This is a genomic window from Acinetobacter sp. 22323 (assembly GCF_052044895.1).
GTDB classification, from domain to species: domain Bacteria; phylum Pseudomonadota; class Gammaproteobacteria; order Pseudomonadales; family Moraxellaceae; genus Acinetobacter; species Acinetobacter schindleri.
Window position 1 is genome coordinate 1 of the sequence record NZ_JBQEOL010000013.1, and the last position, 25,262, is coordinate 25,262.

General features: G+C 42.2%; 26 protein-coding genes and 1 pseudogene. 12 read left to right on the forward strand and 15 right to left on the reverse strand.

Translation table 11 applies throughout. The annotated features are described in order from the left end of the window. Positions 1-349: 349 nt before the first annotated feature. The 3 genes from ACTJIX_RS09820 to def form a co-directional block, all read right to left on the reverse strand. Positions 350-2,371 (reverse strand): TonB-dependent copper receptor, encoded by a 2,022-nt coding sequence (locus ACTJIX_RS09820; RefSeq protein ID WP_004895274.1) that lies wholly within the window; start codon positions 2,369-2,371, stop codon positions 350-352. Positions 2,372-2,442: 71 nt separating this feature from the next. Beyond that, positions 2,443-2,862 (reverse strand): DUF2946 family protein, encoded by a 420-nt coding sequence (locus ACTJIX_RS09825; RefSeq protein WP_004895276.1) that lies wholly within the window; start codon positions 2,860-2,862, stop codon positions 2,443-2,445. 92 nt (positions 2,863-2,954) lie between these two features. Beyond that, the gene (gene def, locus ACTJIX_RS09830; RefSeq protein ID WP_005220256.1) at positions 2,955-3,485 is read right to left on the reverse strand and encodes a peptide deformylase; all 531 of its coding nucleotides are present in this window, start codon (positions 3,483-3,485) and stop codon (positions 2,955-2,957) included. Between the two features lie 120 nt (positions 3,486-3,605). Here def and ACTJIX_RS09835 point away from each other — a divergent pair, with 120 nt between their 5' ends. The 4 genes from ACTJIX_RS09835 to ACTJIX_RS09850 all read left to right on the forward strand — a co-directional run bounded on the left by ACTJIX_RS09835 (position 3,606) and on the right by ACTJIX_RS09850 (position 6,926). After that, positions 3,606-4,760, forward strand: a complete 1,155-nt coding sequence (locus ACTJIX_RS09835) for a LysM peptidoglycan-binding domain-containing protein (RefSeq protein ID WP_004895279.1) — start codon at positions 3,606-3,608, stop codon at positions 4,758-4,760. 92 nt (positions 4,761-4,852) lie between these two features. Beyond that, the gene (dprA, locus tag ACTJIX_RS09840; protein ID WP_004895280.1) at positions 4,853-5,992 is read left to right on the forward strand and encodes a DNA-processing protein DprA; all 1,140 of its coding nucleotides are present in this window, start codon (positions 4,853-4,855) and stop codon (positions 5,990-5,992) included. Positions 5,993-6,032: 40 nt separating this feature from the next. After that, the gene (locus tag ACTJIX_RS09845; protein WP_005220259.1) at positions 6,033-6,602 is read left to right on the forward strand and encodes an L-threonylcarbamoyladenylate synthase; all 570 of its coding nucleotides are present in this window, start codon (positions 6,033-6,035) and stop codon (positions 6,600-6,602) included. A gap of 171 nt (positions 6,603-6,773) precedes the next feature. Further along, positions 6,774-6,926 (forward strand): hypothetical protein, encoded by a 153-nt coding sequence (locus ACTJIX_RS09850; protein ID WP_005220261.1) that lies wholly within the window; start codon positions 6,774-6,776, stop codon positions 6,924-6,926. 70 nt (positions 6,927-6,996) lie between these two features. Here ACTJIX_RS09850 and ACTJIX_RS09855 read toward each other — a convergent pair whose 3' ends face one another. Then, positions 6,997-7,908: a DMT family transporter gene (locus ACTJIX_RS09855; protein WP_005220263.1), complete on the reverse strand. Its 912-nt coding sequence runs from the start codon at positions 7,906-7,908 to the stop codon at positions 6,997-6,999. A gap of 223 nt (positions 7,909-8,131) precedes the next feature. Between ACTJIX_RS09855 and ACTJIX_RS09860 the strand changes: the two genes are divergently transcribed. The 4 genes and pseudogenes from ACTJIX_RS09860 to ACTJIX_RS09875 all read left to right on the forward strand — a co-directional run bounded on the left by ACTJIX_RS09860 (position 8,132) and on the right by ACTJIX_RS09875 (position 10,900). After that, positions 8,132-8,677 carry a glutathione peroxidase gene (locus ACTJIX_RS09860; RefSeq protein ID WP_004814265.1) on the forward strand — a complete coding sequence of 182 codons (546 nt, stop codon included), beginning with the start codon at positions 8,132-8,134 and terminating at the stop codon, positions 8,675-8,677. A 154-nt stretch (positions 8,678-8,831) separates the two neighbouring features. Next, positions 8,832-9,597: pseudogene (locus tag ACTJIX_RS09865) on the forward strand (IS5-like element ISAba31 family transposase). Between the two features lie 153 nt (positions 9,598-9,750). After that, positions 9,751-10,131 (forward strand): RcnB family protein, encoded by a 381-nt coding sequence (locus tag ACTJIX_RS09870; RefSeq protein WP_248604096.1) that lies wholly within the window; start codon positions 9,751-9,753, stop codon positions 10,129-10,131. A gap of 160 nt (positions 10,132-10,291) precedes the next feature. Next, positions 10,292-10,900, forward strand: a complete 609-nt coding sequence (locus tag ACTJIX_RS09875) for a hypothetical protein (RefSeq protein WP_004895287.1) — start codon at positions 10,292-10,294, stop codon at positions 10,898-10,900. A 134-nt stretch (positions 10,901-11,034) separates the two neighbouring features. Here the strand turns inward: ACTJIX_RS09875 and ACTJIX_RS09880 are convergent, their stop codons facing one another. Beyond that, positions 11,035-12,411 carry an NAD-dependent succinate-semialdehyde dehydrogenase gene (locus ACTJIX_RS09880; protein ID WP_004895289.1) on the reverse strand — a complete coding sequence of 459 codons (1,377 nt, stop codon included), beginning with the start codon at positions 12,409-12,411 and terminating at the stop codon, positions 11,035-11,037. Positions 12,412-12,769: 358 nt separating this feature from the next. On the opposite strand from ACTJIX_RS09880, the gene ACTJIX_RS09885 reads away from it, so the two are divergent. Beyond that, positions 12,770-13,972 (forward strand): SIR2 family protein, encoded by a 1,203-nt coding sequence (locus tag ACTJIX_RS09885; protein WP_348892749.1) that lies wholly within the window; start codon positions 12,770-12,772, stop codon positions 13,970-13,972. Continuing rightward, positions 13,965-15,626, forward strand: coding sequence for an ATP-binding protein (locus tag ACTJIX_RS09890; RefSeq protein ID WP_004895293.1), 1,662 nt, complete (start codon positions 13,965-13,967; stop codon positions 15,624-15,626). Before ACTJIX_RS09885 ends, ACTJIX_RS09890 begins: the two co-directional genes overlap by 8 nt. Positions 15,627-15,669: 43 nt before the next feature. On the opposite strand, the gene ACTJIX_RS09895 is transcribed toward ACTJIX_RS09890, so the two are convergent. The 10 genes from ACTJIX_RS09895 to ACTJIX_RS09940 form a co-directional block, all read right to left on the reverse strand. Then, a complete protein-coding gene (locus ACTJIX_RS09895; RefSeq protein ID WP_004814254.1) occupies positions 15,670-16,089 on the reverse strand; it encodes a F0F1 ATP synthase subunit epsilon in 420 nt (139 codons plus the stop codon). 26 nt (positions 16,090-16,115) lie between these two features. Continuing rightward, positions 16,116-17,510 (reverse strand): F0F1 ATP synthase subunit beta, encoded by a 1,395-nt coding sequence (atpD, locus tag ACTJIX_RS09900; RefSeq protein ID WP_004895294.1) that lies wholly within the window; start codon positions 17,508-17,510, stop codon positions 16,116-16,118. A 30-nt stretch (positions 17,511-17,540) separates the two neighbouring features. Then, entirely contained in the window at positions 17,541-18,410 is an 870-nt protein-coding gene (atpG, locus tag ACTJIX_RS09905) for a F0F1 ATP synthase subunit gamma (RefSeq protein ID WP_004814251.1), read from the reverse strand. Positions 18,411-18,497: 87 nt separating this feature from the next. Then, on the reverse strand, positions 18,498-20,042 hold the full coding sequence (gene atpA, locus ACTJIX_RS09910) for a F0F1 ATP synthase subunit alpha (RefSeq protein WP_004895295.1): 1,545 nt from the start codon (positions 20,040-20,042) through the stop codon (positions 18,498-18,500). Positions 20,043-20,085: 43 nt separating this feature from the next. Beyond that, entirely contained in the window at positions 20,086-20,622 is a 537-nt protein-coding gene (locus tag ACTJIX_RS09915; protein ID WP_004895298.1) for a F0F1 ATP synthase subunit delta, read from the reverse strand. A gap of 12 nt (positions 20,623-20,634) precedes the next feature. Beyond that, positions 20,635-21,105, reverse strand: coding sequence for a F0F1 ATP synthase subunit B (locus ACTJIX_RS09920; RefSeq protein ID WP_004814248.1), 471 nt, complete (start codon positions 21,103-21,105; stop codon positions 20,635-20,637). 39 nt (positions 21,106-21,144) lie between these two features. After that, the gene (gene atpE, locus ACTJIX_RS09925) at positions 21,145-21,390 is read right to left on the reverse strand and encodes a F0F1 ATP synthase subunit C (RefSeq protein ID WP_000424060.1); all 246 of its coding nucleotides are present in this window, start codon (positions 21,388-21,390) and stop codon (positions 21,145-21,147) included. 83 nt (positions 21,391-21,473) lie between these two features. Continuing rightward, a complete protein-coding gene (atpB, locus tag ACTJIX_RS09930) occupies positions 21,474-22,349 on the reverse strand; it encodes a F0F1 ATP synthase subunit A (RefSeq protein WP_004814247.1) in 876 nt (291 codons plus the stop codon). Between the two features lie 103 nt (positions 22,350-22,452). Then, complete coding sequence (locus tag ACTJIX_RS09935; RefSeq protein WP_004814246.1) at positions 22,453-22,851, reverse strand: ATP synthase subunit I; 399 nt, start codon at positions 22,849-22,851, stop codon at positions 22,453-22,455. Between the two features lie 173 nt (positions 22,852-23,024). Continuing rightward, positions 23,025-23,861, reverse strand: a complete 837-nt coding sequence (locus ACTJIX_RS09940; RefSeq protein ID WP_305176129.1) for a metal ABC transporter solute-binding protein, Zn/Mn family — start codon at positions 23,859-23,861, stop codon at positions 23,025-23,027. Between the two features lie 138 nt (positions 23,862-23,999). Here ACTJIX_RS09940 and ACTJIX_RS09945 point away from each other — a divergent pair, with 138 nt between their 5' ends. Both ACTJIX_RS09945 and znuC read left to right on the forward strand, forming a co-directional pair. After that, positions 24,000-24,497: a transcriptional repressor gene (locus ACTJIX_RS09945; protein ID WP_076754629.1), complete on the forward strand. Its 498-nt coding sequence runs from the start codon at positions 24,000-24,002 to the stop codon at positions 24,495-24,497. Next, positions 24,479-25,261: a zinc ABC transporter ATP-binding protein ZnuC gene (znuC, locus tag ACTJIX_RS09950; protein WP_004814240.1), complete on the forward strand. Its 783-nt coding sequence runs from the start codon at positions 24,479-24,481 to the stop codon at positions 25,259-25,261. The genes ACTJIX_RS09945 and znuC overlap by 19 nt, the downstream gene beginning before the upstream one ends. Position 25,262: the final 1 nt, after the last annotated feature.

Sequence of the window (25,262 nt, forward strand, 5' to 3'; positions counted from 1 at the left end):
ATCAGATTATTTTTAAACTTATCAAATAAAACCTAACTCAACCAATCTTAACTAAGTTACTGTTTTATCAGAAGTTTTAATCTTCATCACCGCCGATGGATGTGCATTCTACAGCATTTCAGAGGGCTTGCAACACCTTTTTTAAAACATTTGAAACGTGTGTTTATTTTATAAACCACAATATTTATAAATATCTGTTTTATATATAAAAAATATTTAAATAAAAATGTTCATTATTTTATTTGGAAATGATTAAAATGCTTAAATACATAATTTTTATAAGTTTTATTAAATTACAAAAGCAAAAAGCAGGACTTCTGCCCTGCTTTTTGTACTTAATCTAATCAAATTAGAACTTCATACTGATTCGTGCCCAGTAATTACGTCCAATATTATTAAATTGTTCATCAGTTGGTAAGCCTGTACCAGATGCACCCATTTTATTTAAGTGTTCGGTATATGTACGATCCAATACATTATCGATGCCAACTGATAGATCAACACCCTCGGATAAATTATAAGTACCGTTTAAAGACAATGTACCGAAACCTGCACTCTTCTTGTTGTCGTAGCCAACAATATTACCCTCACGTTCGCTAATACGACTTTGACCATCAACAATGCGCCAGTAAGCACCCAAGGTATAACGATCTTGGATATAACGAAGATTAACGCGCCCCTCTAAAGGTGCAATTTGTGGCAACGGCGTATTATTGGTCGTGTTTTCACCCCAAGCATACATTGCGCTCACATCGGCTTGAATGGCGTCAGTAAATTGATAACCAATACCTGCTTCTGCACCGGCAATGACAGCATCAACATTTTTAGAATCAGCTGCATTGATCCCATGTCCTGTTTTTTTGTCAGCATCATAATTAATTAAAATATAATCCTGAATTAGACCTGTATATGCAGACACCCAAGAGTTCAATGCACCATGATGATGTTGATAACCGAGATCAAGCTGTAAAGTTTTTTCATTTTTTAAGTCCTTAAAGGTCGATGGTGCTTGCCCGTTGAGGTCTGTTTTGAATAATTCCCAATAATCAGGTACACGTTCTACATAACCTAATCCTATATACGTTTTGCCGTCATCATGGTCAGGATGGGTATTTTCAAAACGAATAAAAGCACTCGGTAAGGTTTCTGTACGCTCAAGGCTACGTTTAACAGCATCAATGCTAACCTGATCGATACGCAGACCACTAACTAACTTATTATCTCCACCCAAGTCATAGCTCAACTCACCAAAACCACCAATCGACTGAAACTCCATATCTGTCGTAACAGGTGAGTTCATCATTGGCATAGTCGAATGATACATCCCCCCGGCATGTTTATTAAGTTGTGAATCCACCCCTGTTATAAGCTGGATGTTTTCCCATTCATTTGTTACCGCTAAGCGCCCATTTAAAGTACGGCGTGTAACCGTCATTGCTTTATCGGGTTCAGCAACATCACGTAAACTAAAATTATCCATCACGTGGTCATTAAAATTGTAGTTGACCTGTGCTTCAATTTTTTTGATTACATCTGTCACATTTTTCTTTTCTACACGTAGACCTAAGCTTTCACGGGCAAACTGTGAACCATCCATCATACGACCAGCATACACTGCTTCACCATCGGCCTTACCACCGGTCAGTTCTACCCAGGTGTTTTCATCGGGTGTCCAGCCTAAAGCCAGATCAGCATTCCAGCGTTCCCAGTCTGATGGCACAGTATTGCCATTACCATCCTGATAGCTGTTGGCTACCGAGCGGTTGGTATTGAGACGAATATATTTCTGCTCATCACCTGCTGCAACTTCGACATTATGATCAAGACGCCCGAAGGAACCCATCAAAATACTGGCCTGACCACGATAGTGATGATCTCCATCAAACTGTTCCGGGCTACGTTCAAAAATCACGGTAGCTGCTGAGCCGGTATTGGCATACTGAACCGTTTGTGGTCCTTTAATCACCGAAATACGGTCATAGCTTTCTGGCGAAATATAAGAGGTTGGTGAATCCATCCGGCTTGGGCAGGCACCTAGATTTTCTGTGCCATCGGTCAAGATTTTAATACGCGAACCGAACATACCGCGGAAAGTGACATCACCATTGGTACCAGCCCCACTATTAACCGAGCTAAAGCCCACAATACTTTGCAGATAATCAGCACCATCACTGGCAGGAATGGGTTGAATCGGCTGTTTCGGATCTGCACGCACAATCAGACCATTAGCATCATTACCTGTAGCAGAAGTCACCACAATTGGAGCCATGGTCTGTACTGGCATGGTTTCATTTGCCAGCACCATTGAAGAATAACAAGCAACACAAATCGCAGCCACAAGTGGCTGTAAAGAAAATTTAGGCTGAGCCATTTCTATCTCACTGAATACATAAATTGAACACGGCCTAAGTCAATTAAGACCCAGGCAAAAACAACGTGGATTTATGCAAACAGTGGTGGTGCCCTGCCCTGTGGTAGCAGAAAGAGTTGTTGCAGAACAAACCAGACATGACTGAATGCTTGTTTAAATGCAATCAGTCGAACCTGGATTCGATCCAGTACTTCTTTTAGATCCAGTTCAGGTGGCAGAACCAGATTGCCGTAGACGGTACAGTACTGACATTGATGATTGGCATCATGATGGTCATGGGCACCTTCTACAGACGCAGTCTGAATACTGTGGTCAGCATGATGAGAATGAGCAGCGTGATGCTCATGTGATAAAGGCAACAAAAGTGCACGCGTAATGGTTTCACAGACCGGAGCAACCTGATATTGCTTCGGCAGCAAAGGCTGCAGGAATACAGCGATCTGTAAAAATACGGCTGCCAGAGAAAGTAGCAACCCGCCACGTGTCACCATAGGAGAAGGGCAAATAAAAATTTGTCACCGTTAATTATAGCAAAGCCCAGTAAAAACTGGGCAATAATCAATGCATGAATACGACAAAATACTTAGCGTTTCACTGCAACTTTGGCTTTATCACGCTGACGTGCTGCCTTTTCAATTTTTTCACGGGCACGCTGGCGCTTCAAAGGTGATAAATAATCCACGAAAAGTTTACCATTTAAGTGGTCCATTTCATGCTGGATACACACAGCCAACAGGCCATCTGCCTCAACCTCAAATGCTTGACCTTCAAGATTAATTGCTTGAATTTTTACACGTGACGGACGCTCAACTTTATCGTATATTTGAGGTACTGATAGACAGCCCTCTTCGTATGGCTGTGTTTCTTCAGTCAATGGTGTAATTTTGGGGTTAATGAACACCATGGGTTGATCTTTATCTTCAGACAGGTCCATCACAATCAGCTGAATATGACGATCGACTTGTGTCGCGGCTAAACCGATGCCGGGCGCTTCATACATGGTTTCAAACATATCTGCAGCGAGCTGACGAATTTCATCAGTAACCTCTTCGACTGGTTGTGCAATGGTACGAAGACGGGGATCCGGGAAACTTAAAATAGGTAATAAGGCCATACTGCGTCCTCAATTATGCCATTGATCAAAAAACCAAATGAAGGAATGCTTCATTAAAAAATTGTGTGTAAGATCGTTATTATAACGCAACTTACATACATAATTTTAGGAATTATGATAATGAAAAAGGTTTTGAAGGGCATGCCATCTTTTAGTGCCTTGGGGATTAAAAATCAAATGCTCGCACTTGCAGTTTGTGTGGGTGTTGGTATGGGGACAATTTCAACTACACATGCAGCACCAGCTCGTAATGTCAATCCACCAAGCCTGAAAGCATCAGCACCGAATGTCTATGTGGTAAAAAAAGGTGACACATTATGGGATATTTCCAAGCGTTTTCTTAAAAATCCGGTACGCTGGCCAGAAATCTGGGCAGGTAATAAGCATGTGAAAAATCCACACTGGATTTTTCCAGGTGACCGTCTGCTGATGTGCGATTACCAGGGCCGACCAATCATTGGTAAAGATGAAGGTGATGGCTGTACCGGTATCATCAATCGCTACCTTGGCACGAATAAGTTACAGCCTCAGGTACGTATTGAATCGCTCAACAATACCATTCCTGTTATTCCTTTAGCCCATATCCAGCAATGGCTAGAGCGCTATACAATTATGGCAGCAGACTCTATTGAAGGCACTCCTTATATTCTGGGTACGGCTGATCAACGTGTACTGGCCGGTAAAGGTCAGAAAGTTTATGCACGTGGGAATGGCCTGGAAGTAGGTCAACGTTATGCGGTATACCGCGAAGCTGAACCTTATATACTGACTGATGCCAATGGTAAAAAATACACCGCTGCCCTAGAACTGCAACAGGTTGCTTCTGGTATCGCAGTCCGCGGTGAAGGTGATATCACCACACTGGAACTGACCGATAGCTATAATGCTGAAGTCCGTCGTGGTGACCGGGTACTACCAGAATATGATCCAATGCTGCCTACCCTGTTCTATCCAGTAAATGCGGAAAACAACATTTCAGGTGGTCAGATCATTCGTGTATTGGGTTCAATTGGTACAGCTGCGCGTCATAGTGTTGTCACCATTGACCGCGGCATAGCACATGGTGTTCAGTCTGGTCATGTGTTTAGTGTGAATCAGCAAGGTGAAGTCGTGACTGATCCAAAAACCAAAGAACGTGTACAGCTCCCGGGCGAACGTATTGGTAATGTCATGGTCTTCAAAACGTTTGATCAGTTCAGCTATGCCTATGTTCTAGACAGTGAATTGCCAATCAAAGTGGGCGCTACCATTCAGCCACCGCTGCTGGACGAATAATTTACAAGAACTTTAAGATGATGCTGTGATTCAGCATCATCTTAACCTCATTACTCATTATAAGAATAAGAAGACGCAAGATAGGTCTCAATATGTTGAATTCGTTATCTACGACTCAACTGGACAACATTCGCTTATGGTATGTAGTCCAGCATTCCCTCACCAGTTTCTATCGCTTATCTGAATATTATGAAAATCTTGCTGATGCTGTTCAGCCGGATCAAGTCGAGACCTGGCTAAAACTAGGCGTTCATAAAAATCATATCCAGCGGCTTCAGGATTTCAATTGCAAAGATTCCCAGCGCGAGTTTCAGTTTTGTCTGGAGCAGATCCAGAAAACTTGCGACTTTATTTTATTACATAATGAAGCGGATTATCCGCAGCAACTGAGTCACTACACCGATAAACCGCCGATTTTATTTGGTCAGGGCAAGGCCGACAGTTTATTACAGGCACAAGTGGCAATTGTGGGCAGCCGCAAACCGAGCAATCACGGCCGTCAGATGGCTTATGATTTTGCGTATTACTTAAGTGAACAAGGTTTTTATATCAATAGTGGACTGGCACAAGGCATTGATGAAGCGGCACATCGGGCAGCGCTGCAGCAGCATCGTACTATTGCAGTGATGGGCACGGGTCTGGATCAAACCTATCCGGCGACAAATCAGCCATTAAAAGAACAGATCATTGCCCAAGGCGGCACGGTGATTACAGAATTTTTGCCCGGTACTCCACCTCTGCAACATCATTTTCCACGGCGTAACCGTATTGTCAGTGGACTGAGTCTGGGTGTTATTGTGGCTGAAGCTGCACTGAAAAGTGGCTCACTCATCACTGCTAAACTGGCTGCCGAACAAGGAAAAACCGTGTTTGCGATTCCTGGACATATCTACAGTGAAAACCACAAAGGCTGTCACCAGCTCATCCGCGAAGGTGCAATTCTGATTGATCATCCACACCAGGTGGTTGAAGATCTGGCATTAGCCACCCAATGGCAGGCAGCTGAACAAATTTATAAAGCAGAAAATAGTGAAACCGAATTGATCGAGATTCCAGCACACCTGATTCCGCTCTACAACCAGCTCGACTGGATTGGACAAGGCCTAGATCAGATTAGCATTCAACTCAGCCAGGATGTTTCCACAATCACAGCACAGTTGATGGAACTGGAATTACTCGGTTTCAGTACACAGCAAGCCGGTATGTTTCTACGTTGTCGTACAGGCAAATAAGGTTCACAATAGCCCTTTGTTGTTTTTAAAAGGTATATACATGATCACCACCTCTGTTGCCGAAGCAGCGACATTCCTGAAACAAGGACAAGTCTTGGCATACCCTACAGAGGCTGTCTGGGGTTTGGGCTGTGACCCTCACAACGAACAGGCATTTCACCAGATTCTGCAACTGAAACAGCGTCCAATTGAAAAAGGTGTGATTCTTCTTGCTGGACATATTTCCCAAGTAGAACATTTACTAGAAGCACTGACACCAGAAATCCGCGAACGTATTATTGCTTCATGGACCAACCGCAGCGTATCCGAACGTGCCACCACCTGGCTATTACCTGCCAGTGAAGATATTCCGGCCTGGATTAAAGGCAATCATCCTAAAGTTGCGGTACGTGTTACCACCCATCCTTTATGTATGGCTTTATGTCAGGCTTTTGGGGGCTATATCGTTTCGACCAGCGCCAATCCTGCCGGCTTAGAACCTGCACGTTCCCTGCAAGATGCGATGCGTTATTTTGACCAGGATCTGAATTATCTGAATGGCGATCTGGGACTGAGCCAGAAACCAAGCCGGATTATTGATGCCGTAACAGGTGAAATTATTCGTGACTGAGCCTTTGCTCAGTCATTTTTCTTTTCAAGCCGACCAAAGTTTTAAGACAAAAAAAAGCTCAACCATATAGGGATGGTTGAGCATAAAAAAGGATGTGTATTATCACATCCAGAGGGTATCGAAATCTCTGGGCATTTCAGCAACAGTCGCTGATCTGCGATGGAGCGTATTATGGGCGAACAGTTTAAAAAAAACAAATATATTTTAGCTCTTAAAAAACAGCTTAAACCTATGATTAATCAATCATTATTTGAAAAAAATTCAAATTATCTTGCTCTTTTTAAAGTGCTTTTTAAAGAAGCTAAAGCTACTCTTCTCGACTAAAGTCTATTTGCCTTTATTCACGAGATCATTCAAGCAAAAAATTAAGTTTGTTTGTTCGTTTTTTGGGCAACTATTTGGCTTTCAGGAGCACTGGCGCCACAGTTTTTTTCTGGGCCAGCACAATTCCGAACAGAATAATCGCCCCACCAATACTGTGATAAATGGTCCAGGCCTCTTTTAACCAGACAAAGGCAATTAAAGCGGTAAACACCGGCATCAGGTTCATAAAGATACTGGTGCGGGTCGGTCCCAGACGCTGAATCGCCATCATCCACACCAAAGGGGCAATTAATGAAGGGAAAATACTGGCGTAGATAACGCTGCCGGCATTGGTCATATTGATGGCATCAAGACCCAACCAGGTCACAAACGGCAGGTGATACAGCAGCGCAAACAGAATCTGCACATACAGGCTCAGCATTAACGGAATCTGCAGCTGCCATTTTTTCAGAAAAACCCCATAAAAGGCATAGAAAAACACGGCGATAATCATCAGCAGATCGCCCCATTGGCCGCCGGCATGCAGCAGGCCCCAAGGATTGCCCTGCCCCATCACATAGATCAGCCCGGCAAAGGACAACAGACTGCCAATAATGGCGTAGCGATTCGGAATATCGCGCAGAATCAGCATCGACACAAAAATGGTAAAAATCGGAATAAAGGCATTAATAATGCCCATATTGGTGGCGGTGGTGTAATGTGCAGCGGTATAAGCCAGTCCCTGATACAGCACCAGACCAAAGGCACTCAGCACTGCCAGCTGTTTCAGATGCGGCACAATCAGGGCACGCTCACGAATCACCCGCGGCAAAATAAACGGGGTTAGAATCAGAAAGGCAAAAAACCAGCGATAAAAACTGATGCTCACCGGCGAGATAAAGTCGGTCACATAGCGGGTCACGACAATATTCAGTGACCAGATCAGTACCGCAGTCAATGGCAGTAAAAATGCCCACCACACTACCTTGTGTTGCTGTGTCATATACTCATCCATAAAGTGTAGGGTTCAGCATTGTCTGCAAGTCCAAGCCAGCAGCTTTCAATTCAACGCCGTTATTGTGTAGCACAAGCATAATTGATTTTTCACATAAAATTAATGCATGGATTTAAATTTACCCGACTGCCCTACATGTTTTTACTTGTACTCAGCCGGAATACCCGTTACAACATTCGACAGGATAAACACATCAAAAACAGGACTTCATATGAGCACTTCAGTCTACGACATTCCAGTATTAAGCATTCAGGGTGCAGAATTCACTCTCAATCAGTATCAGGGCAAAGTTTTGCTCATCGTCAATGTGGCATCTAAATGTGGCCTGACTCCACAATATGAAGGCTTGCAAAAGCTGTATAACGAGAAAAAAGCCGAAGGTCTGGAGATTCTAGGTTTCCCATCAAATGATTTCCTGGCACAGGAGCCAGGCAGCGAGAAGGAAATCCAGGAATTCTGTTCAGTAAACTATCAGGTCGATTTTCCGCTATTTGCCAAGATCCCGGTCGTTGGAGAAGCAAAACATCCTTTATATGCTGCTTTAACCCAAGCGATTCCTGAACGTACCGGTGAAGGCCCATGGTGGAAAGATCTGGTTGATTACGGCCTGACTCCAAACCAGCCACCTGAAGTGCTATGGAATTTTGAAAAATTCCTGGTCAATAAAAATGGTGAAGTAGTGGCTCGCTTTGCACCGGATATTACTGCAGATGATCCACGTATCATCGATGCAATTAATGCCGAATTGGCTAAATAATTTGCAATAGTAATATAAGCATCTCTCATGGTTAGAGATGCTTATATTTTTTAATTAAAAAAAGATATGTATATTAGGGTGTGTTGACACTTTTAGCTTAAAAAAATAGCGAAGTAGTAAAATCAAATCGCCAAACCCAATTTTACTATTCGCTATGCCTCGTACCATGCTGACAGATCAACACTGGCAAAAGTTGAAAGTTATTCTGCGTAATTTATCCATTCACCACAACTCAAATTTACGCAATTTTATTGAAGCTATTCTCTATAGAATTAGAACAGGCTGTCCGTGGCGAGATATTCCTTCCTATTTTGGTCATTCAAACTTTATTTTCAAACGTTTTAATCGTTGGTCAAGCAGCGGTAAGTTACTTAGATTATTCAAATTACTAGCCTCATGCCCCGATATGGAGTGGATTTTTATTGATGGCTCTCATGTACGTGCTCATCAACATTCTGCCGGTATAGCGAATCAATCTATTTCTAAAAGTGTAGGAGGAAACTCCTCAAAAATACATTTGATTGTTGATTCACATGGCAATCCTATTGATTTCATGATTACCGATGGAACCACATATGATGTTAAAGTTGCGCCTGATTTAATATCAACATTAGATTTAAAAGAGACAAAAGTGGTATGCGCAGATAAAGGCTATGATTCAGAACCACTGCGTGAACAGATTAGGAAAACAGGGACTAAAGCGAATATACCAAAGAAAACGAATAGCCAATCGAACAATGACCATATGGACTGGTATTTATATAAAATCAGGCATTTAGTTGAAAATATGTTTTGTAGATTAAAGCAATTTAGAGGAATAGCTACTCGATATGACAAGCTCAAAAGAAATTATCAAAGTTCTGTTGCTTTAGCCTGTATATTTTTATGGCTACCTTTATAGGGTTAATTATGAACAGTAAATGTCAACAGACCCTAATAAAATCATTCAATTTACTTCTTCTATTTTCCTTCCAGATTTTAATATTTACACTACACTCTCTTCAATTTCAAACACCTCTGCCAGCCTATGATGAGCTCATACACAAACAAACCGCCATAATGAAAGGTGAAGTATGAAAACGCTGGTGAAAGCAATTGTTTTATCGATCTCAACTGCACTGGTTGCTATTCCAGCCATGGCTGCGCCTCAGGATCATCATCAATATAGCAAGTCGCATGCTCAACAACAGCATCATGCCCCTCAGCACCATCAGCTAAACAAACACCCAGCTCAACAGCATAAACAGGGTTATAAAAAAGTTGATCCATCACGTGATTGGCGAGTAGGTCAAAAAGTCCCAAACCAATACCAAAATAAAATCTATAAAGTGGATCACAGCAAATATAAACGACTCAACAAGCCAGGTAGAAATCAGCAATGGATTAAAGTAAATGGCGACTATATTTTGATGAATAGCATTAACGATAAGGTCATTAAAATTATCGCAGCTTAAATCCTGCTCTCCTCGGTGAAAAAAGAGCGCTTTGGCGCTCTTTTTTATGCTTGAATATCTATAGCGAGGCCTTTTTTGTTATTCATTTGCAACTCTCCGTATTTTCTACAAATTTCATCCCTATATTAATGCCTGTAAGCAGTAAATAATGAGCACCCCAATGAAATTTAAGCAAATTCTCCAAAATAGCGTACTACCTTTTGCCCTTTTTGCAGGTGCATTGAGTTTGCTGGGATGTGATCAGGTTTCTGCCCCTGCTTCATATACTGAAAAACCGGACCAACAGGATGTAGCAGAAGAACAGACAGCAGTATCAGAAAATACTGAAGTGCAGCAATCTTCTGCAGACCTTAAAAGTGGCAATATGTTCTACATCATACGTGATGTGGCCGATTTGCAGTTAAAGGCTGGTGATTACGTGACTCAGCTGAAGCAAACCCAGACTGAACTGGAAACTGCAGTCAGTGAAAAAGATACTTCTCAATTGCAGAGCGCCGCAATGCAATTGCAACAGCAATTAAAAGGCTTTAACCAGACTTTAAGTGGCTTAAACTTGAAAAGTCAGGAAGTTGATCAGGTACGTAGCAACCTGATGAATGCCAACCAGCAAGCATTGGCATCTCCTTTCCTGAATGGCCAGATGGATTTCAGCCAAGTGGATTTCCAGAAGCTGGAAAAACAGATGGGAAATATCCAGTCTGAAATGATCAAGCTGGCCGCAATGATGATTCCTGAGAAACAATCCCAGGCAGCGGAACAGGAAAGTTGATCTCAGTTTTATAGATGACCTAGGCTCCCTGATAAACCAGTCACCAGACTGGTTTATTACTATTAAATATAGATTAATAGAAGAAGCGGTTTAGTAAGCCGCTTCTTTACTGGAAGGATAAGGCAGAAAAGTCATTATTCTTTAGGACTTTTCACGACGACTAAACGTTTTTGGGTGAATTCTCTGAAACCGTCAATCGATAATTCATGCCCATAACCAGAGTTTTTGATACCACCAAATGGCAGCTCTGGTGCGGTATCGGTAAACCAGTTAATCCAGATCATGCCGGTTTCAACTCGTGAAGCCAGTTTTTTGGCACGCTCGATATCTTGAGAATGAATCACACCGCCCAAACCATAGTGCGAATCGTTGGCAATCGAAACAATTTCATCTTCATCCTTCGCGACATAAATCTGGGCAACCGGCCCAAAGAATTCTTCATACCAGGCCGGATTATCACGGCTGATATTTTCCAGAATTGTCGGCTCATAAAAGTTACCTGCATGCTCAATGGGTTTACCACCTGTCAGCACAGTAGCACCATGCGCTACCGCCTTATCAACCTGTTTGGTCAGTTTTTCCAGAGCGTCAGCTGATGATAAGGGTGCCAGTGTCGTTTCAGGGTCGAGTGGGTCACCAATTTTCAGTTCCTGAAAAGCTTTCAGCATACCTGCTTTAAATTCATCAGCGATTTTTTCATGCAAAATAAAACGTTTGGCCGCAGTGCAGACTTGGCCTGAGTTATTTACCCGGGCCTGACAGCCAATTTTAATGGCTTTTTCCAGATCAGCATCATCTAGCACAATAAAGACATCATTACCACCAAGTTCCAAGGTGGATTTTTTAATGTATTTACCGGCCTGTTCTGCTACGGCACTTCCGGCACCTTCTGAACCCGTCAAGGCTACACCCTGTACACGCGGATCAGCAATAATCTCTTGAACCTGATCAGAACTGATAAACAGGTTAATCCAGACACCTCTTGGTGCACCTGCTTCCAGCACCAGCTTTTCAAAGGCTTCAGCACATTGCGGCACAATACCAGCATGTTTGGCTAGGACCGGATTGCCAATTGCGCAGTTTGGGGCAAAGACACGCATCAATTGATAGAACGGAAAGTTCCATGGTTCAACGGCCATCACAATACCTAGAGGATGATGCTCTACCCATGCTTCGCCGAGTTCCGTTTCATAAGACACCGGAGCTAGAAACTCTTTGGCATGATCAGCAAAGTATTCGGCAATTTTGGCGCAAGATTCGATTTCGCCTTCACTCTGTTTAATCAGTTTACCCATATCCAGCGTCATGAGCTTAGCCAGTTCGGTTTTTTGTTCACGTAATTTTTGCGCGACCTTCCTCAGCACTTCAATACGGTGATCAATCTGTTGGGGCCAGTCTGACTTGAGAATTTGTTCTGCCTGATCCAGCGCATTTTGTATATGCTCATCTGTATGTGGCGGATATTCTTTCAATTTTTGATTGGTAAATGGGTTAATAGATTGATATGCCATGACTTTCCCTTTTTCAATTATAAGTTTTGCTTGTTTTCGACCTCTTTAAATCAATTCAAACAAGCTTGCATCTGGGGTAGTCACTTAACTTAGCATTGATTTTTTTATGTTCAGGGAATGTTTACAGATTGGTTCAAAACATTACCGAGAAAGGGTAAAAGTTATATCGAGTGGTACAAAAGGAAATTTGAGCAACTTCTAAAAGTTAAGAGTTATCAAGTTTGAATGAAAATTTTTATGACATATTTAAGGTAAAGATTCTAGGAAATAGAAAATTTTTAATTAAATCTAGAATATGACTATTTTTTTAATACGAAAAAAACCATAATAAAAACAATGATTTTAAAAGAATATATAAATGAGTATCAAATTTTATAGAAGTACACCTAATGAAAAATTTATCCCTCACAAGGACGATGAGGCTGATCAACAAGCTAATGACTTAAGTGATCTTAAAATAAAACTTAAAACAGCACTTCAAATGCCTAATATTATGGTACTTGCAGGTAGTGGTACTTCTTTAGGTTCACCTATAAATGGTCCATCGATGTGGAATTTATGGGAGCGATGCACCAAAGATGACATGCATGAACTAAGTAATAAAGCTTTTAGCGAGAGTAAGTATGATACTTATGTAGTTGAAGAAAAATATAAAAATATTGAAGAATGTCTTTCCCATTGTGAATCTTTTATTCAAATCACAAAAGAAGACGACTGCATATCAACAAGAGAATTTGTCCTAAGTTGTAAAAAAAAGATTTTAGAAGCCTGCCAATTTATTACGAATGAACAAGAACAATTGACTAAACATCGTGAATTTATTAGGAAATTGTCCCGAAGAAAATCAAAAGACCCTCGTATTAAGTTATTTACAACAAACTACGATACATGTTTTGAAACAGCTGCTAGTAAATTAGGGATTACTGTTATAGATGGTTTTTCTTTTTCATTTCCTCGTATATATGATCCGAAGTTCTTTGATCTAGATATCATCAAAAGAAGTCCGACAATAAACTTAAACAATCCTCAATATCTTGAAGGCGTGTTTCAGCTATACAAGTTGCATGGATCTGTTAATTGGAAAAGAGAAAATGGCTACCCAGTCCAACAGGTTGATAAGGTAGAAGCTGAACAAAGTTGTATGATTTTTCCAGCTAAAGGTAAATACCAGCAATCATATGTACAGCCACACCTAGAACTAATCTCTAGATTTAACCATGCGCTACGAGAGGCTAATACGTGTTTAATTATTGTTGGATTTGGCTTTAACGACGATCATCTATCTGAACCTATCCTTTCTGCCATTTATTCAAATCCACATCTTAAAGTTATTATTTGCACACCAACTCTAAAAAATGACTTTCTAAAAGATGCCAACTCCACTTCACCGTATTGGGAGAGATTAAAACATGTTGCAGACACTCGAAAAAATGATGAAATAATCTTTATAAATAGTGATTTTGGAAAACTATCAGAAATTATTCCTGATTTAACAGCATTATCACCTGCTGAAAATCTTTACGAGAATCTCCAAAAAGCATTTGGAGGTCATCATGTTTAATGGAATTTTACAACCTGAACTGATGTTTGGAAAAGTAAATTCAATTAATGCTAGCAGTATTCAATTCAAATACATCAATGACAATCATGAACCTACATATTTTGGTGGAAATCGTTATGGCAAAGGTGAAGTTGGTGAATTTGTTATTATTGAAAGCCAAGTCAACTTAGTTTTAGGACGTATCATAGAAATAAAGAAAGATGATTTAGCGAAGTCAAATTTGGATATCGTAGGCCGTGTACAACTTCTTGGAACAATCCAAATGGATGATCTAAGAGTATCAGCAGGTGTGGATTACTATCCAAGTATAAATGATTTAATTTATTCAGCACCGCATGAATTTATTGCAAAAATTCCTCAGAAAATGCAAAAAGGAGATCCAAATATAAATTTACATATTGGATCAATTTTAAATGACAGTTGTGGAATTTCTATAACACCGGAAAAACTATTTGGACGTCATTTAGGTATTTTAGGTGCAACGGGCGGAGGAAAAAGCTATACGACAGCTCGAATCTTAGAAGAATGTTTAAGATTTAACTCCAAAATCATCTTATTAGACCCAACTGGTGAATATAGTAAATTTGAGGATAATTCAGTAACTAATGTTCACTTAGGTAGTCCAACTAATCCTGCCGAAAGCTCTACTGCCATAAAAATACCACCTGATTGCTTTGAAGAAAGTGATTTTATAGCTTTGTTCGAACCAGCAGGAAAATCCCAAGGTCCAAAGTTTAGAGAAGCTATTAGAAGTCTAAGGCTCGTTAAGCTTCTTGAACAGAATTCTCTGCATTCTGAAATGATTCAAAATGGAGTTTTCATAAAAATTGGACAACCTGAAGAAAATTATAAGATTGCCATAAGATCAATTCGCGATCGGTACTTGTTAGAAATACCCCATACCCCTTTTGACCCCACAAAATTATGTGCACAAATCAAAGAAGAGTATGTAACCTTAAGAGGTACAAATTATATAGCAGACGATTTCAATTTTAATCACTGCTTATCATTACTAACTCGAATTAACGGTCTAATTAATTCACATACTTTTAGATTTGTTTTCGAACAAAACCAAAATTCATCTCTTTTAGATGAATTGAATATTTTCTATAGCGACTCTAGTAAAAAACTTTTACGAATAGATATGAGTGCAATTGGTTTCGAATTTAAGGCTCGAGAAGTTATTTCTAATGTCATTGGTCGATTACTATTAAATAAAGCACGAGAATTATCTTTTATAGAGAAACCACTAGTTATTTTCCTAGATGAAGCACATAACTTCATAGGAAAAACAATTGGTAATGAAGATACCTTAGCAAAACTTGATGCTTTTGAGCTTATTGCAAAAGAAGGTCGAAAATTTGGTTTAAATATCTGCTTAGCAACTCAAAGACCTCGAGATATTACGGAAGGTGTTCTTAGCCAACTTGGAACTTTAATTGTTCATCGTCTCACAAACGATCGAGATCGTGAGATTGTAGAAAGAGCATGTGGTGAAATTGATAAAGCAGCTTCTGACTTCCTTCCAAGCTTACAACCTGGCGAAGCTGTCATCATTGGCAATGACTTCCCTATTCCACTAACTATAAATATTAAGAAACCCACAATTAAACCAAATTCAAAAGGTGCAAACTTTCAAGAAAATTGGGCATAAAAAACCACCCTTTCGGGTGGTTTCTTCAATCTCAAACCAGCAATTACATTGCGCGGTTTTTGATTTTTCGGATCGTTTCCAGCTGAGCAGCAGTTTCTGCAAGAGCAGCCAAAGCAGCAGCAGCGTCCAAATCGCCCTTTTGATTTGCTAGCAATTGTTCAGCGTGTTTACGCGCTTCAATAATTGCCGCTTCATCCAAGTTTTCTGCACGGACTGCTGTATCAGCAAGAACCGTAACAACATGCGGTTGAACTTCTAGAACACCACCAGATACATAGATTAATTCTTCTGTACCGTTTTCCAAAATAACGCGGATCGCGCCAGGTTGGAGCAAAGTTACCAGCGGAGCGTGACCAGGCATAATACCTAACTCGCCGCCAGCACCTTTAGCAATTAGCATAGTTACAGTGCCTGAGTACAAAGACTCTTGAACACTTACAACGTCACATTGCATAGTCGCCATGAGAATCTCCTAAATTAGGGAACTAATTAAAGTTTCTCAGCTTTAGCAATCACTTCGTCAATACCACCAACCATATAGAACGCTTGTTCTGGGATGTGATCGTATTCACCAGCTAGAAGACCTTTAAAGCCACGAATCGTTTCTTTAAGCGGTACAAGTTTACCAGGAGCACCAGTAAACACTTCAGCTACGTGGAACGGTTGAGAGAAGAAACGTTGGATCTTACGTGCGCGATACACGATAAGTTTGTCTTCTTCTGACAATTCGTCCATACCAAGAATTGCGATAATGTCTTTCAATTCTTTATAACGTTGAAGAACGTTTTGAACTGAACGAGCAATTTCGTAGTGTTCTTGGCCAACTACAAGTGGATCTAACTGACGTGAAGTAGAGTCAAGTGGATCGATCGCAGGGTAAATACCTTGAGAAGCGATGTCACGGCTCAATACAACAGTTGCGTCCAAGTGAGCGAACGTAGTTGCAGGCGATGGATCTGTTAAGTCATCGGCAGGTACGTATACCGCTTGGATTGACGTAATAGAACCAGACTTAGTCGATGTAATACGTTCTTGAAGAACACCCATCTCTTCTGCAAGTGTTGGTTGGTAACCTACTGCAGATGGCATACGACCTAGAAGTGCTGATACTTCAGTACCCGCTAGTGTATAACGATAGATGTTGTCAACGAACAATAGTACGTCACGGCCTTTACCGTTTTCGTCTTTTTGATCACGGAAGTACTCAGCCATAGTCAGACCAGTCAACGCTACACGTAGACGGTTACCTGGTGGCTCGTTCATCTGACCGTAGACCATTGCTACTTTGTCTAGAACGTTAGAGTCTTTCATCTCGTGATAGAAGTCGTTACCTTCACGAGTACGCTCACCAACACCAGCGAACACAGATAAACCTGAGTGCGCTTTCGCGATGTTGTTGATCAACTCCATCATGTTTACAGTTTTACCAACACCGGCACCACCGAACAGACCAACTTTACCACCTTTCGCGAACGGGCATAGTAAGTCAATGACTTTAATACCAGTTTCTAGAAGGTCAGTAGAAGCCGCTTGTTCTGCATAAGAAGGCGCTTGACGGTGAATTGGTAAACGCTCTTCAGTTGCAACTGGACCAGCTTCGTCGATTGGGCGACCAAGAACGTCCATGATACGACCTAGAGTCGCTGTACCTACTGGTACAGAAATCGGAGCGTTAGTGTTAGTTACGTTCAAACCACGCTTAAGGCCTTCAGTAGAACCCATTGCAATAGTACGAACTACGCCATCACCAAGTTGTTGCTGAACTTCTAATGTAGTTTCAGTACCGTCAACTTGGAGAGCGTCATAGATCTTAGGAACGCTGTTACGTTCAAACTCGACGTCGATAACCGCGCCGATGATCTGAATGATACGACCGCTACTCATTGCTGTCTCCTCAATTCAAACTAATATATGTTAAACGGCAGCGGCACCACCAACGATCTCAGAAATTTCCTGAGTAATCGCGGCTTGACGCAGCTTGTTATAAATAAGTTGCAGGTTCTTGATCAAATCACCAGCGTTGTCTGTTGCAGCTTTCATTGCAACCATACGAGCAGACTGCTCACACGCGATGTTTTCGATCACACCTTGATACACCACAGACTCGATGTAACGAACCAACAAGCCATTTAAAAGCTCTTCAGCTTCAGGCTCGTAGATGTAGTCCCAACCGTATTGACGGTTAAGCGTCTTGTCTTCTTCAGCAGCTGCTAAAGGAACAAGCTGTTCGATCTTTTGGTTTTGAGTCATGGCGTTGACAAAGCCGTTAGATACTAGATAAATACGATCTAACTCGCCTTTATCGTAAGCGTCTAACATCACCTGTACAGAACCAGATAACTGTTCAAGACTTGGAGTGTCACCCACTTGAGTGGTCGCACCAAGTACTTTACCGCCGTAGTTTTTAAAAAACGAAACCGCTTTTTGACCAATCAAAGCAAATTGAACTTCAATTGACTGCTCTTGTTGCTGTTGAACGTGTTTTACCACTTTCTTGAACAAGTTAATGTTCAAACCACCAGCAAGTCCGCGATCTGATGACACGATGATATAGCCAACGCGCTTTACAGGACGTTCAACCATATAACGGTGTTTGTATTCAGGATTCGCTTGAACCAAGTGAGCAATTACACGGTGCATATTTTCGGCATACGGACGGCCTTGAGCCATGCGCTCTTGCGCACGACGCATCTTAGAAGCTGCTACCATCTGCATCGCGCGAGTAATTTTCTGCGTGCTTTTGATACTAGCTACTTTGGCGCGAATTTCTTTTAAATTTGCCATACGCTTAACCTAGTATTCGAAGGCCCTTTCGAGCCCTCGAAGGTTGATTCCGTGAACCAAACCAACACTAATTAGCAAGTTGCTATATTAGTAAGTTTGAGTCGCTTTGAACTTTTCAATACCCGCTTTGAATTCAGCTTCGATATCTTTGTCCCAAGCACCAGTCTCGTCAACTTTTTGCATAACTGCAGCATGTTCTGAACGGAAGTAAGCAATTAACGCAGCATCAAAGTCTACGATTTTCTTCACTTCTACGTCAGCCATATAGCCTTCGTTAGATGCATAAACTGATACAGCTTGGTCAGCGATTGAGTATGGAGCATATTGTTTTTGCTTCATAAGCTCAGTTACGCGTTGACCGTGTTCAAGCTGTTTACGAGTTGCTTCGTCAAGGTCAGAAGCGAACTGAGCAAACGCTGCCAATTCACGGTACTGTGCAAGTGCAGTACGGATACCACCAGACAATTTCTTGATGACTTTAGTCTGCGCAGAACCACCAACACGAGATACAGAGATACCCGCGTTCACAGCAGGACGAATACCCGCGTTGAACAATGATGTTTCAAGGAAGATCTGACCGTCAGTAATCGAAATTACGTTGGTTGGTACGAATGCAGATACGTCACCCGCTTGAGTTTCAATAATCGGCAATGCAGTTAATGAACCAGTTTGGCCTTTAACTTCACCGTTAGTGAATTTCTCAACGTAGTCAGCAGATACACGAGAAGCACGTTCAAGTAGACGTGAATGTAGATAGAACACGTCACCTGGGTAAGCTTCACGACCTGGTGGACGACGAAGAAGCAATGAAATTTGACGATATGCTACAGCTTGTTTAGACAAGTCATCATAGATGATCAGAGCATCTTCACCGCGGTCACGGAAGTATTCGCCCATTGTACAGCCTGAGTACGGAGCAAGGAAAAGCATTGCTGCTGGATCCGCTGCCGCTGCTGCTACAACAGTTGTATACGCCATAGCGCCAGTTTCTTCTAGCTTGCGCACAACGTTAGCGATAGTCGATTGTTTTTGACCAATTGCTACGTATACACATTTAATGCCAGAGTTTTTCTGAGCGATGATCGCATCGATCGCCATAGCTGTTTTACCAGTTTGACGGTCACCAATGATCAACTCACGTTGACCACGGCCTACAGGGATCATGGTATCTACTGATTTATAACCAGTTTGTACAGGTTGATCCACTGATTGACGCCAAATTACGCCTGGTGCTACTTTTTCAACAGCATCAGTTAATTTTGCATCAATTGGGCCTTTACCATCAATCGGGTTACCCAAAGCATCTACTACACGGCCTAAAAGTTCTGGACCAACCGGAACTTCTAATACACGACCTGTGCAACGCGCTTTTTGACCTTCTTGAAGGTTTAAGTAGTTACCTAAAACAACGACGCCCACTGAATCCTGTTCTAGGTTCAGTGCCATACCGTATAAGCCGCCGTCGAATTCGATCATTTCACCGTACATTGCATCAGCAAGGCCGTGAATACGCACAATACCGTCGGATACCATAACAATGGTACCTTCGTTTTTAGCGGTCGCGCTGGTGTCCAGATCGCCGATACGCTGTTTAATGAGCGCACTGATCTCGGATGGATTCAGTTGTTGCATTGCGCTATACCTCAATCTTTTTAAAGTTCAGTCTTCTTATTTCTTAAGCAAGAAGACGAGTACGCATTTTTTCAAGCTTATTAAGCGCAGAATCATCTATCACTTGGTCGCCTGCACGAATAACCACACCAGCAATAAGCTCTGGTTTAACATCTATAGAAACATTTACCGCCGCTTCGAATTTTTTCTCTAATGCGTGAGTAAGGAGTTGTTCCTGTACAGAAGTCAATGGGAATGCTGATTCAATCACAACATCCACAGTATTGTTATTCTGTGATTTGAGCTGTTCATATTCTGCAGCAATTTCAGGAAGCAAAGCCAAACGTGCGTTTTCAGCAAGCATTGTCAAAAAGTTTGACACTGCAGGCGTTTGGTCTTCGCCTAAAACTTTAGCAAAAAGTGTCACCTGCTCAGCAGGTGTCAACTCAGGGCGATTTAGATAAGCTGAAAATGCTTCGTCTTGCACCGCAGCACTGAGCAATTCAAGTGCAGTTGACCAAGAGTCAGCTGTACCTTGCTCAGAAGCGTAAGCAAATGCTGCTTTAGCGTAAGGGCGTGCCAACGTCAAGAGTTCAGCCATAATCCGCCTCTCTTAAAGTTTAGCAGCCAGCTGAGTCAGCATGGCATTGTGAGCTTCTGCGTCAACTTGCTGGCTAAGAATTTTCTCAGCGCCAGCAACTGCAAGAGCAGCCACTTGTTGACGTAATTCTTCGCGAGCAGAATTGATTTCAGTATCAACAGCTTCTTTAGCCTGTTGACGAATACGCTCACCTTCAGCTGACGCTTGAGTACGAGCTTCTTCTACCAATTGCGCTGCACGACGGTTCGCTTGTTCGATCAATTGAGCCGCTTGTGCTTTTGCCGCGTCCAGTTCAGCTTTCACTTGTGCTTGCGCATCTGCAAGGTCAGCCTTCGCTTTTTCAGCAGCATTTAAGCCATCAGCGATTTTACGCTGACGTTCACTAATCGCATTGATTAGTGGTGGCCATACAAACTTCATGCAGAATGCGACGAAAATCGCAAACGCAATCGCTTGGCCAAACAATGTGAGGTTGATATTCATTGCAAATTCCTCAAATAGTGAATTTCGGAATTAAGCTGATTAACCTACAAATGGATTAGCGAAGATGAAGAACAAGCCAATACCAACACCGATCATAGGCACAGCATCAAGAAGACCCGCGATTAAGAACATACGAGTTTGAAGTTGTGGAGCCAATTCTGGTTGACGAGCTACAGCTTCAAGGAAACGGCCGCCTAAAAGACCAAAACCAATCGCAGTACCTAAAGCACCGAAAGCGATCAAGATAGCAGATGCAATTGCAACTAGACCTAAAGTGAGTTCCATGATAATTCCTCAGAGGTTAGGTTTTATACCAAATTAAGTTAAAAAATTGTGCCCAACCATCCCGTGACAGTTAGGCAATACCATTAATGCTTTTCGCTTGCCATGCTCAAGTACACGATAGTCAGCATCATGAAAATGAATGCCTGTAGCGTAATAACAAGAATGTGGAAGATCGCCCAAGGCACAGATAACGCCCACTGGATCCAGAACGGTAATAACGCGATAAGAATGAAGATTAACTCACCCGCATACATGTTACCGAACAGTCGTAGAGCCAATGAAACTGGACGTGCAAGGAAGGTTACCAATTCAAGAATCAAGTTCACTGGAATGAGTAACGCTTTTGCAACTGGGTTACTTGGGTTAAATGGGTTAAGTGCAAGCTCACCAACGAAACCGCCAATGCCTTTCTCACGAATACTGTAGAACAAGATAAGCGCAAATACAGACAATGACATACCAAGGGTAATGTTAGGGTCAGTAGATGGAACGATCTTGAAGTAAACGTGGTGCGGATCAATACCAAGAAGGCTACCAATCACGTGTTGAGCGATATAAGGAATCCAGTCAACAGGGATCAAGTCCATCAAGTTCATGAGGAAAATCCACACGAAGATGGTTAGCGCTAGTGGAGCGATCAAACGCGATTTTCCGTGGAAAGTATCGCGTACACTTGAGTCAACAAACTCGATAATCATTTCGATTGCAGACTGGAACTTGGTAGGAACACCAGAGTTTGCAGCTTTCGCTACGATCCAGAACATGAAACAGAAAAGAATACCAAGGCCGATTGACCAACCCATTGAATCCAAGTGAATAGCAGTGAACCCCATCTGTTGAGCTTCAGCACCATTCTCGGCCAATTTCCATGTACCGTCCGGCATTTTGCCATAGGTCATGTTGGTCAAGTGGTGCTTGATGTACTCGGTCGAAGTAAGGGCATGTTCTTCAGCAGCCATAAATCACACCTGGTCAATGTCAAAAACTAATGAAACTTACGAATATCGCGTGCTGCTTGATATCTCGCTTATTTCTGAAAAAACTTTTCAATTTTTGCTGCGCTTAAACTCGTCTTTGTAGACGTGACACCCAAAACGGAGCGACCCACGACATGGCTTGAACGAGTATAAAACCACAAAACAATGCAACCGGGGATAACGGCTTGACATTGCTTAAAATCAAAATGAATCCAACAATCACAATTGCAAACTTACCGAGCATGCCCCTATACATGTTCGATAGAACTTGTTTGGAAGCTCGCGCGCCCGCAGCACGAAACGACTGCCAGCTAAAGTAGCAGGTCGCCAGCCAACATACGAATGCACCCAAGGCTGCACTCAAGGCTGCGGTTGTGTCCTTCAGAACCCAACCTAACAACGCTGAAACGGGTATCATTACTGCTTGCAAGATGACTAAAGCTTTCGCTAATCGTCGGTCAATCAAGCGACTAGTTCGGCTCATTATTTATTCACTCACAGCAATCATGCTTGACAAGTTTAGCTGATGATTATTTTTAATCGCAGGCATTATAGAGTTACACCCCTTAACATGCAATCTTTTCCCGAGCTTAGCTTCGAAAAATTCGATGGTTCAATCGTTTCTAAATTAAGCAAAACTCGATCACTTTTTAATCATTATCGAGAATTTAGCACACATTTGTTCGTTTGATCAGCTAATTGTTGCCAGCCTTGGATAAAGTCCCCTGCCCCATTCATGCTTTCGTCTACATGCTGGAAAACTACCGGGTTCAGTTTTCTGTACTGATTGGCATTGGCATGTCCCTCAGCCAGCAGACACATTTTGGTCTGTGCGCGGGTATCCTGCAGGTACTTGATCTGTGCAACCGTTGGTGACACATGCGGATCATCGGTGAGTGCACCCATAAACTTCAGGTTTAGCGGACGCTCTAGATATTGATAGGCATCATGATATGACCAATAGGGGCGTGGCTTAGAAGTTGAACTATAACGTTGTGCTGTCGTTAGCATATTTTGTGCAAAAGCACGTGCATTTTTCCAGTAAGTTTCACGGTACTGTGGCATTTGCTGTGAACGCAGCGCAGCAATAAAGAAACCGATGCGAACTGCATTATTTGGGTCCAGCCAGACATGTGTATCAACCGTATTTTTTAAGGCTTCACCACGCGGATTACGCATTGGCAAAGGATTAATAATGCTGGAATCCAGAATTGCGATACTTTTATTACTTTCTTCGAGTACTTTTGCTAAAGGCGCTTCATGTGCCTGTCCCAGCCAGATCACCAGCCCCGCATGCTGAATGGTTTTACGGTGTGCTGGGGTCAGGCTGACATCATGTCCAGTCTGATTGGCCAATAATAAGGTTGGCTGCTCTACCCCTTGGGTAATTTTTTTGGCAATCAGGTAAATTGGATGCGTAGATACCACCAGACTTTGTGACCAACTTAAGGTACTCAATAAAGCCAGGGCACAGAACGCAAAGAAACGGGACATGGGAGAAAATCGCGGTAAAAACACTAAGTGTTATAATATAACAAATTTGCAAAAATACCTATGCCTAATCGAAACTGACAACGCTTCATGATAAGATTTAAAATTCTTTTAATTTCAGTTTCGCACTTGAGGTGAACTATGGGTTCCTGTTCGCACGAACACCACAACGCATTGCACGGCGTACACGATCATCCGAACGTGGAACAACGCCTGGCTGAAGCGGAAAGCCTGTGTGCAGCAACTGGTGCGCGACTTACGCCCTTGCGTAAGGAAGTCCTCGAACTGATTTTAAATGCTTCAGGTCCCATGGGCGCCTATGACCTGTTGGCCAAGATTAAAAATAATAGTGATCGTCCTGCGGCACCACCCACAGTATACCGCACGCTCGACTTTTTATTAGAAAAAGGCTTTATTCACCGTCTGACTTCTATTAATGCCTATATTCCATGCTGTCATCCACGTGAAGGTCACCAAGCAGCTTTCCTGATTTGTACCGAATGTAAAGCCGTAAAAGAAGCATCTGCACAAGGATTACTGGATCAGCTCGACGCATTAGTAAGCTCAGATGATTTTAGTGCTCATCACAGCATCATTGAGATTTCAGGAATCTGTCAGCAGTGTCGCAACAAAGCCTAACTCCCGTACCGCTGATTCAACTTTCTAAAATTTGGGTCAATATCGATCAGCGGGACATCTTAAAAGCCATTGACTTCTCTTTGCAGGAGAAAGAGATTGTCACACTCATTGGTCCAAATGGTGCCGGCAAGTCGACTTTAATTAAAGTTATGCTCGGAATTGTGAAACCGCAATCCGGTGAGATTAATACGGCGCGCAAGCTGAAATTTTCTTATGTACCACAAAAATTCAATCCTTCGCATAGCTTGCCGCTACGGGTAAAAGACTTATTGGCTCTCGAGAAATGCCCTTCAGCTATTAAAGCTGAAATCATCCGTGATACCGGTATTGCCAAGCTGGAAAACTCCAAAGTTCAACAGCTTTCTGGCGGTGAGCGACAACGTGTATTATTAGCACGCGCTTTACTACGCCAGCCGGATATCCTGGTTCTAGATGAACCCATGCAAGGTCTGGATATCCAATCCGAAGCCGAACTGTATGAATATGTGCGTAGCCTGCCAGAAAAATATGGCTGTGCCATTTTAATGGTCTCACATGACCTGCAATGGGTGATGCAAGGTACGCATCGTGTAGTTTGTCTGAATAAACATATTTGCTGTAGCGGATTACCGGAAAGTGTGCAGCAACATCCAGAATATCAGGCGATCTTTGGCACCAATCGGGTGTTCTACCAGCATCATCATGATCACTGTGCCCATGGCGACTCTGCAACACCCTGTCAGCATGATACACGACCGCATATTCACCCCGAGCCGGAAGCTTAAG

Excerpts from the sequence above, each read along its gene's own strand:
- ACTJIX_RS09935 (WP_004814246.1), bottom strand. The coding sequence starts at position 22,851 with ATGAGCCGAACTAGTCGCTTGATTGACCGACGATTAGCGAAAGCTTTA.
- ACTJIX_RS09895 (WP_004814254.1), bottom strand. The coding sequence starts at position 16,089 with ATGGCGACTATGCAATGTGACGTTGTAAGTGTTCAAGAGTCTTTGTAC.
- atpG (WP_004814251.1), bottom strand. The coding sequence starts at position 18,410 with ATGGCAAATTTAAAAGAAATTCGCGCCAAAGTAGCTAGTATCAAAAGC.
- ACTJIX_RS09870 (WP_248604096.1), top strand. The coding sequence starts at position 9,751 with ATGAAAACGCTGGTGAAAGCAATTGTTTTATCGATCTCAACTGCACTG.
- dprA (WP_004895280.1), top strand. The coding sequence starts at position 4,853 with ATGTTGAATTCGTTATCTACGACTCAACTGGACAACATTCGCTTATGG.
- atpA (WP_004895295.1), bottom strand. The coding sequence starts at position 20,042 with ATGCAACAACTGAATCCATCCGAGATCAGTGCGCTCATTAAACAGCGT.
- atpD (WP_004895294.1), bottom strand. The coding sequence starts at position 17,510 with ATGAGTAGCGGTCGTATCATTCAGATCATCGGCGCGGTTATCGACGTC.
- ACTJIX_RS09875 (WP_004895287.1), top strand. The coding sequence starts at position 10,292 with ATGAAATTTAAGCAAATTCTCCAAAATAGCGTACTACCTTTTGCCCTT.
- ACTJIX_RS09820 (WP_004895274.1), bottom strand. The coding sequence starts at position 2,371 with ATGGCTCAGCCTAAATTTTCTTTACAGCCACTTGTGGCTGCGATTTGT.
- ACTJIX_RS09890 (WP_004895293.1), top strand. The coding sequence starts at position 13,965 with ATGTTTAATGGAATTTTACAACCTGAACTGATGTTTGGAAAAGTAAAT.
- ACTJIX_RS09945 (WP_076754629.1), top strand. The coding sequence starts at position 24,000 with ATGGGTTCCTGTTCGCACGAACACCACAACGCATTGCACGGCGTACAC.
- ACTJIX_RS09835 (WP_004895279.1), top strand. The coding sequence starts at position 3,606 with ATGAAAAAGGTTTTGAAGGGCATGCCATCTTTTAGTGCCTTGGGGATT.
- ACTJIX_RS09850 (WP_005220261.1), top strand. The coding sequence starts at position 6,774 with ATGGGCGAACAGTTTAAAAAAAACAAATATATTTTAGCTCTTAAAAAA.
- ACTJIX_RS09825 (WP_004895276.1), bottom strand. The coding sequence starts at position 2,862 with ATGGTGACACGTGGCGGGTTGCTACTTTCTCTGGCAGCCGTATTTTTA.
- ACTJIX_RS09920 (WP_004814248.1), bottom strand. The coding sequence starts at position 21,105 with ATGAATATCAACCTCACATTGTTTGGCCAAGCGATTGCGTTTGCGATT.
- ACTJIX_RS09915 (WP_004895298.1), bottom strand. The coding sequence starts at position 20,622 with ATGGCTGAACTCTTGACGTTGGCACGCCCTTACGCTAAAGCAGCATTT.
- ACTJIX_RS09845 (WP_005220259.1), top strand. The coding sequence starts at position 6,033 with ATGATCACCACCTCTGTTGCCGAAGCAGCGACATTCCTGAAACAAGGA.
- ACTJIX_RS09940 (WP_305176129.1), bottom strand. The coding sequence starts at position 23,861 with ATGTCCCGTTTCTTTGCGTTCTGTGCCCTGGCTTTATTGAGTACCTTA.
- atpE (WP_000424060.1), bottom strand. The coding sequence starts at position 21,390 with ATGGAACTCACTTTAGGTCTAGTTGCAATTGCATCTGCTATCTTGATC.
- def (WP_005220256.1), bottom strand. The coding sequence starts at position 3,485 with ATGGCCTTATTACCTATTTTAAGTTTCCCGGATCCCCGTCTTCGTACC.
- ACTJIX_RS09855 (WP_005220263.1), bottom strand. The coding sequence starts at position 7,908 with ATGACACAGCAACACAAGGTAGTGTGGTGGGCATTTTTACTGCCATTG.
- ACTJIX_RS09860 (WP_004814265.1), top strand. The coding sequence starts at position 8,132 with ATGAGCACTTCAGTCTACGACATTCCAGTATTAAGCATTCAGGGTGCA.
- ACTJIX_RS09880 (WP_004895289.1), bottom strand. The coding sequence starts at position 12,411 with ATGGCATATCAATCTATTAACCCATTTACCAATCAAAAATTGAAAGAA.
- ACTJIX_RS09885 (WP_348892749.1), top strand. The coding sequence starts at position 12,770 with ATGAGTATCAAATTTTATAGAAGTACACCTAATGAAAAATTTATCCCT.
- atpB (WP_004814247.1), bottom strand. The coding sequence starts at position 22,349 with ATGGCTGCTGAAGAACATGCCCTTACTTCGACCGAGTACATCAAGCAC.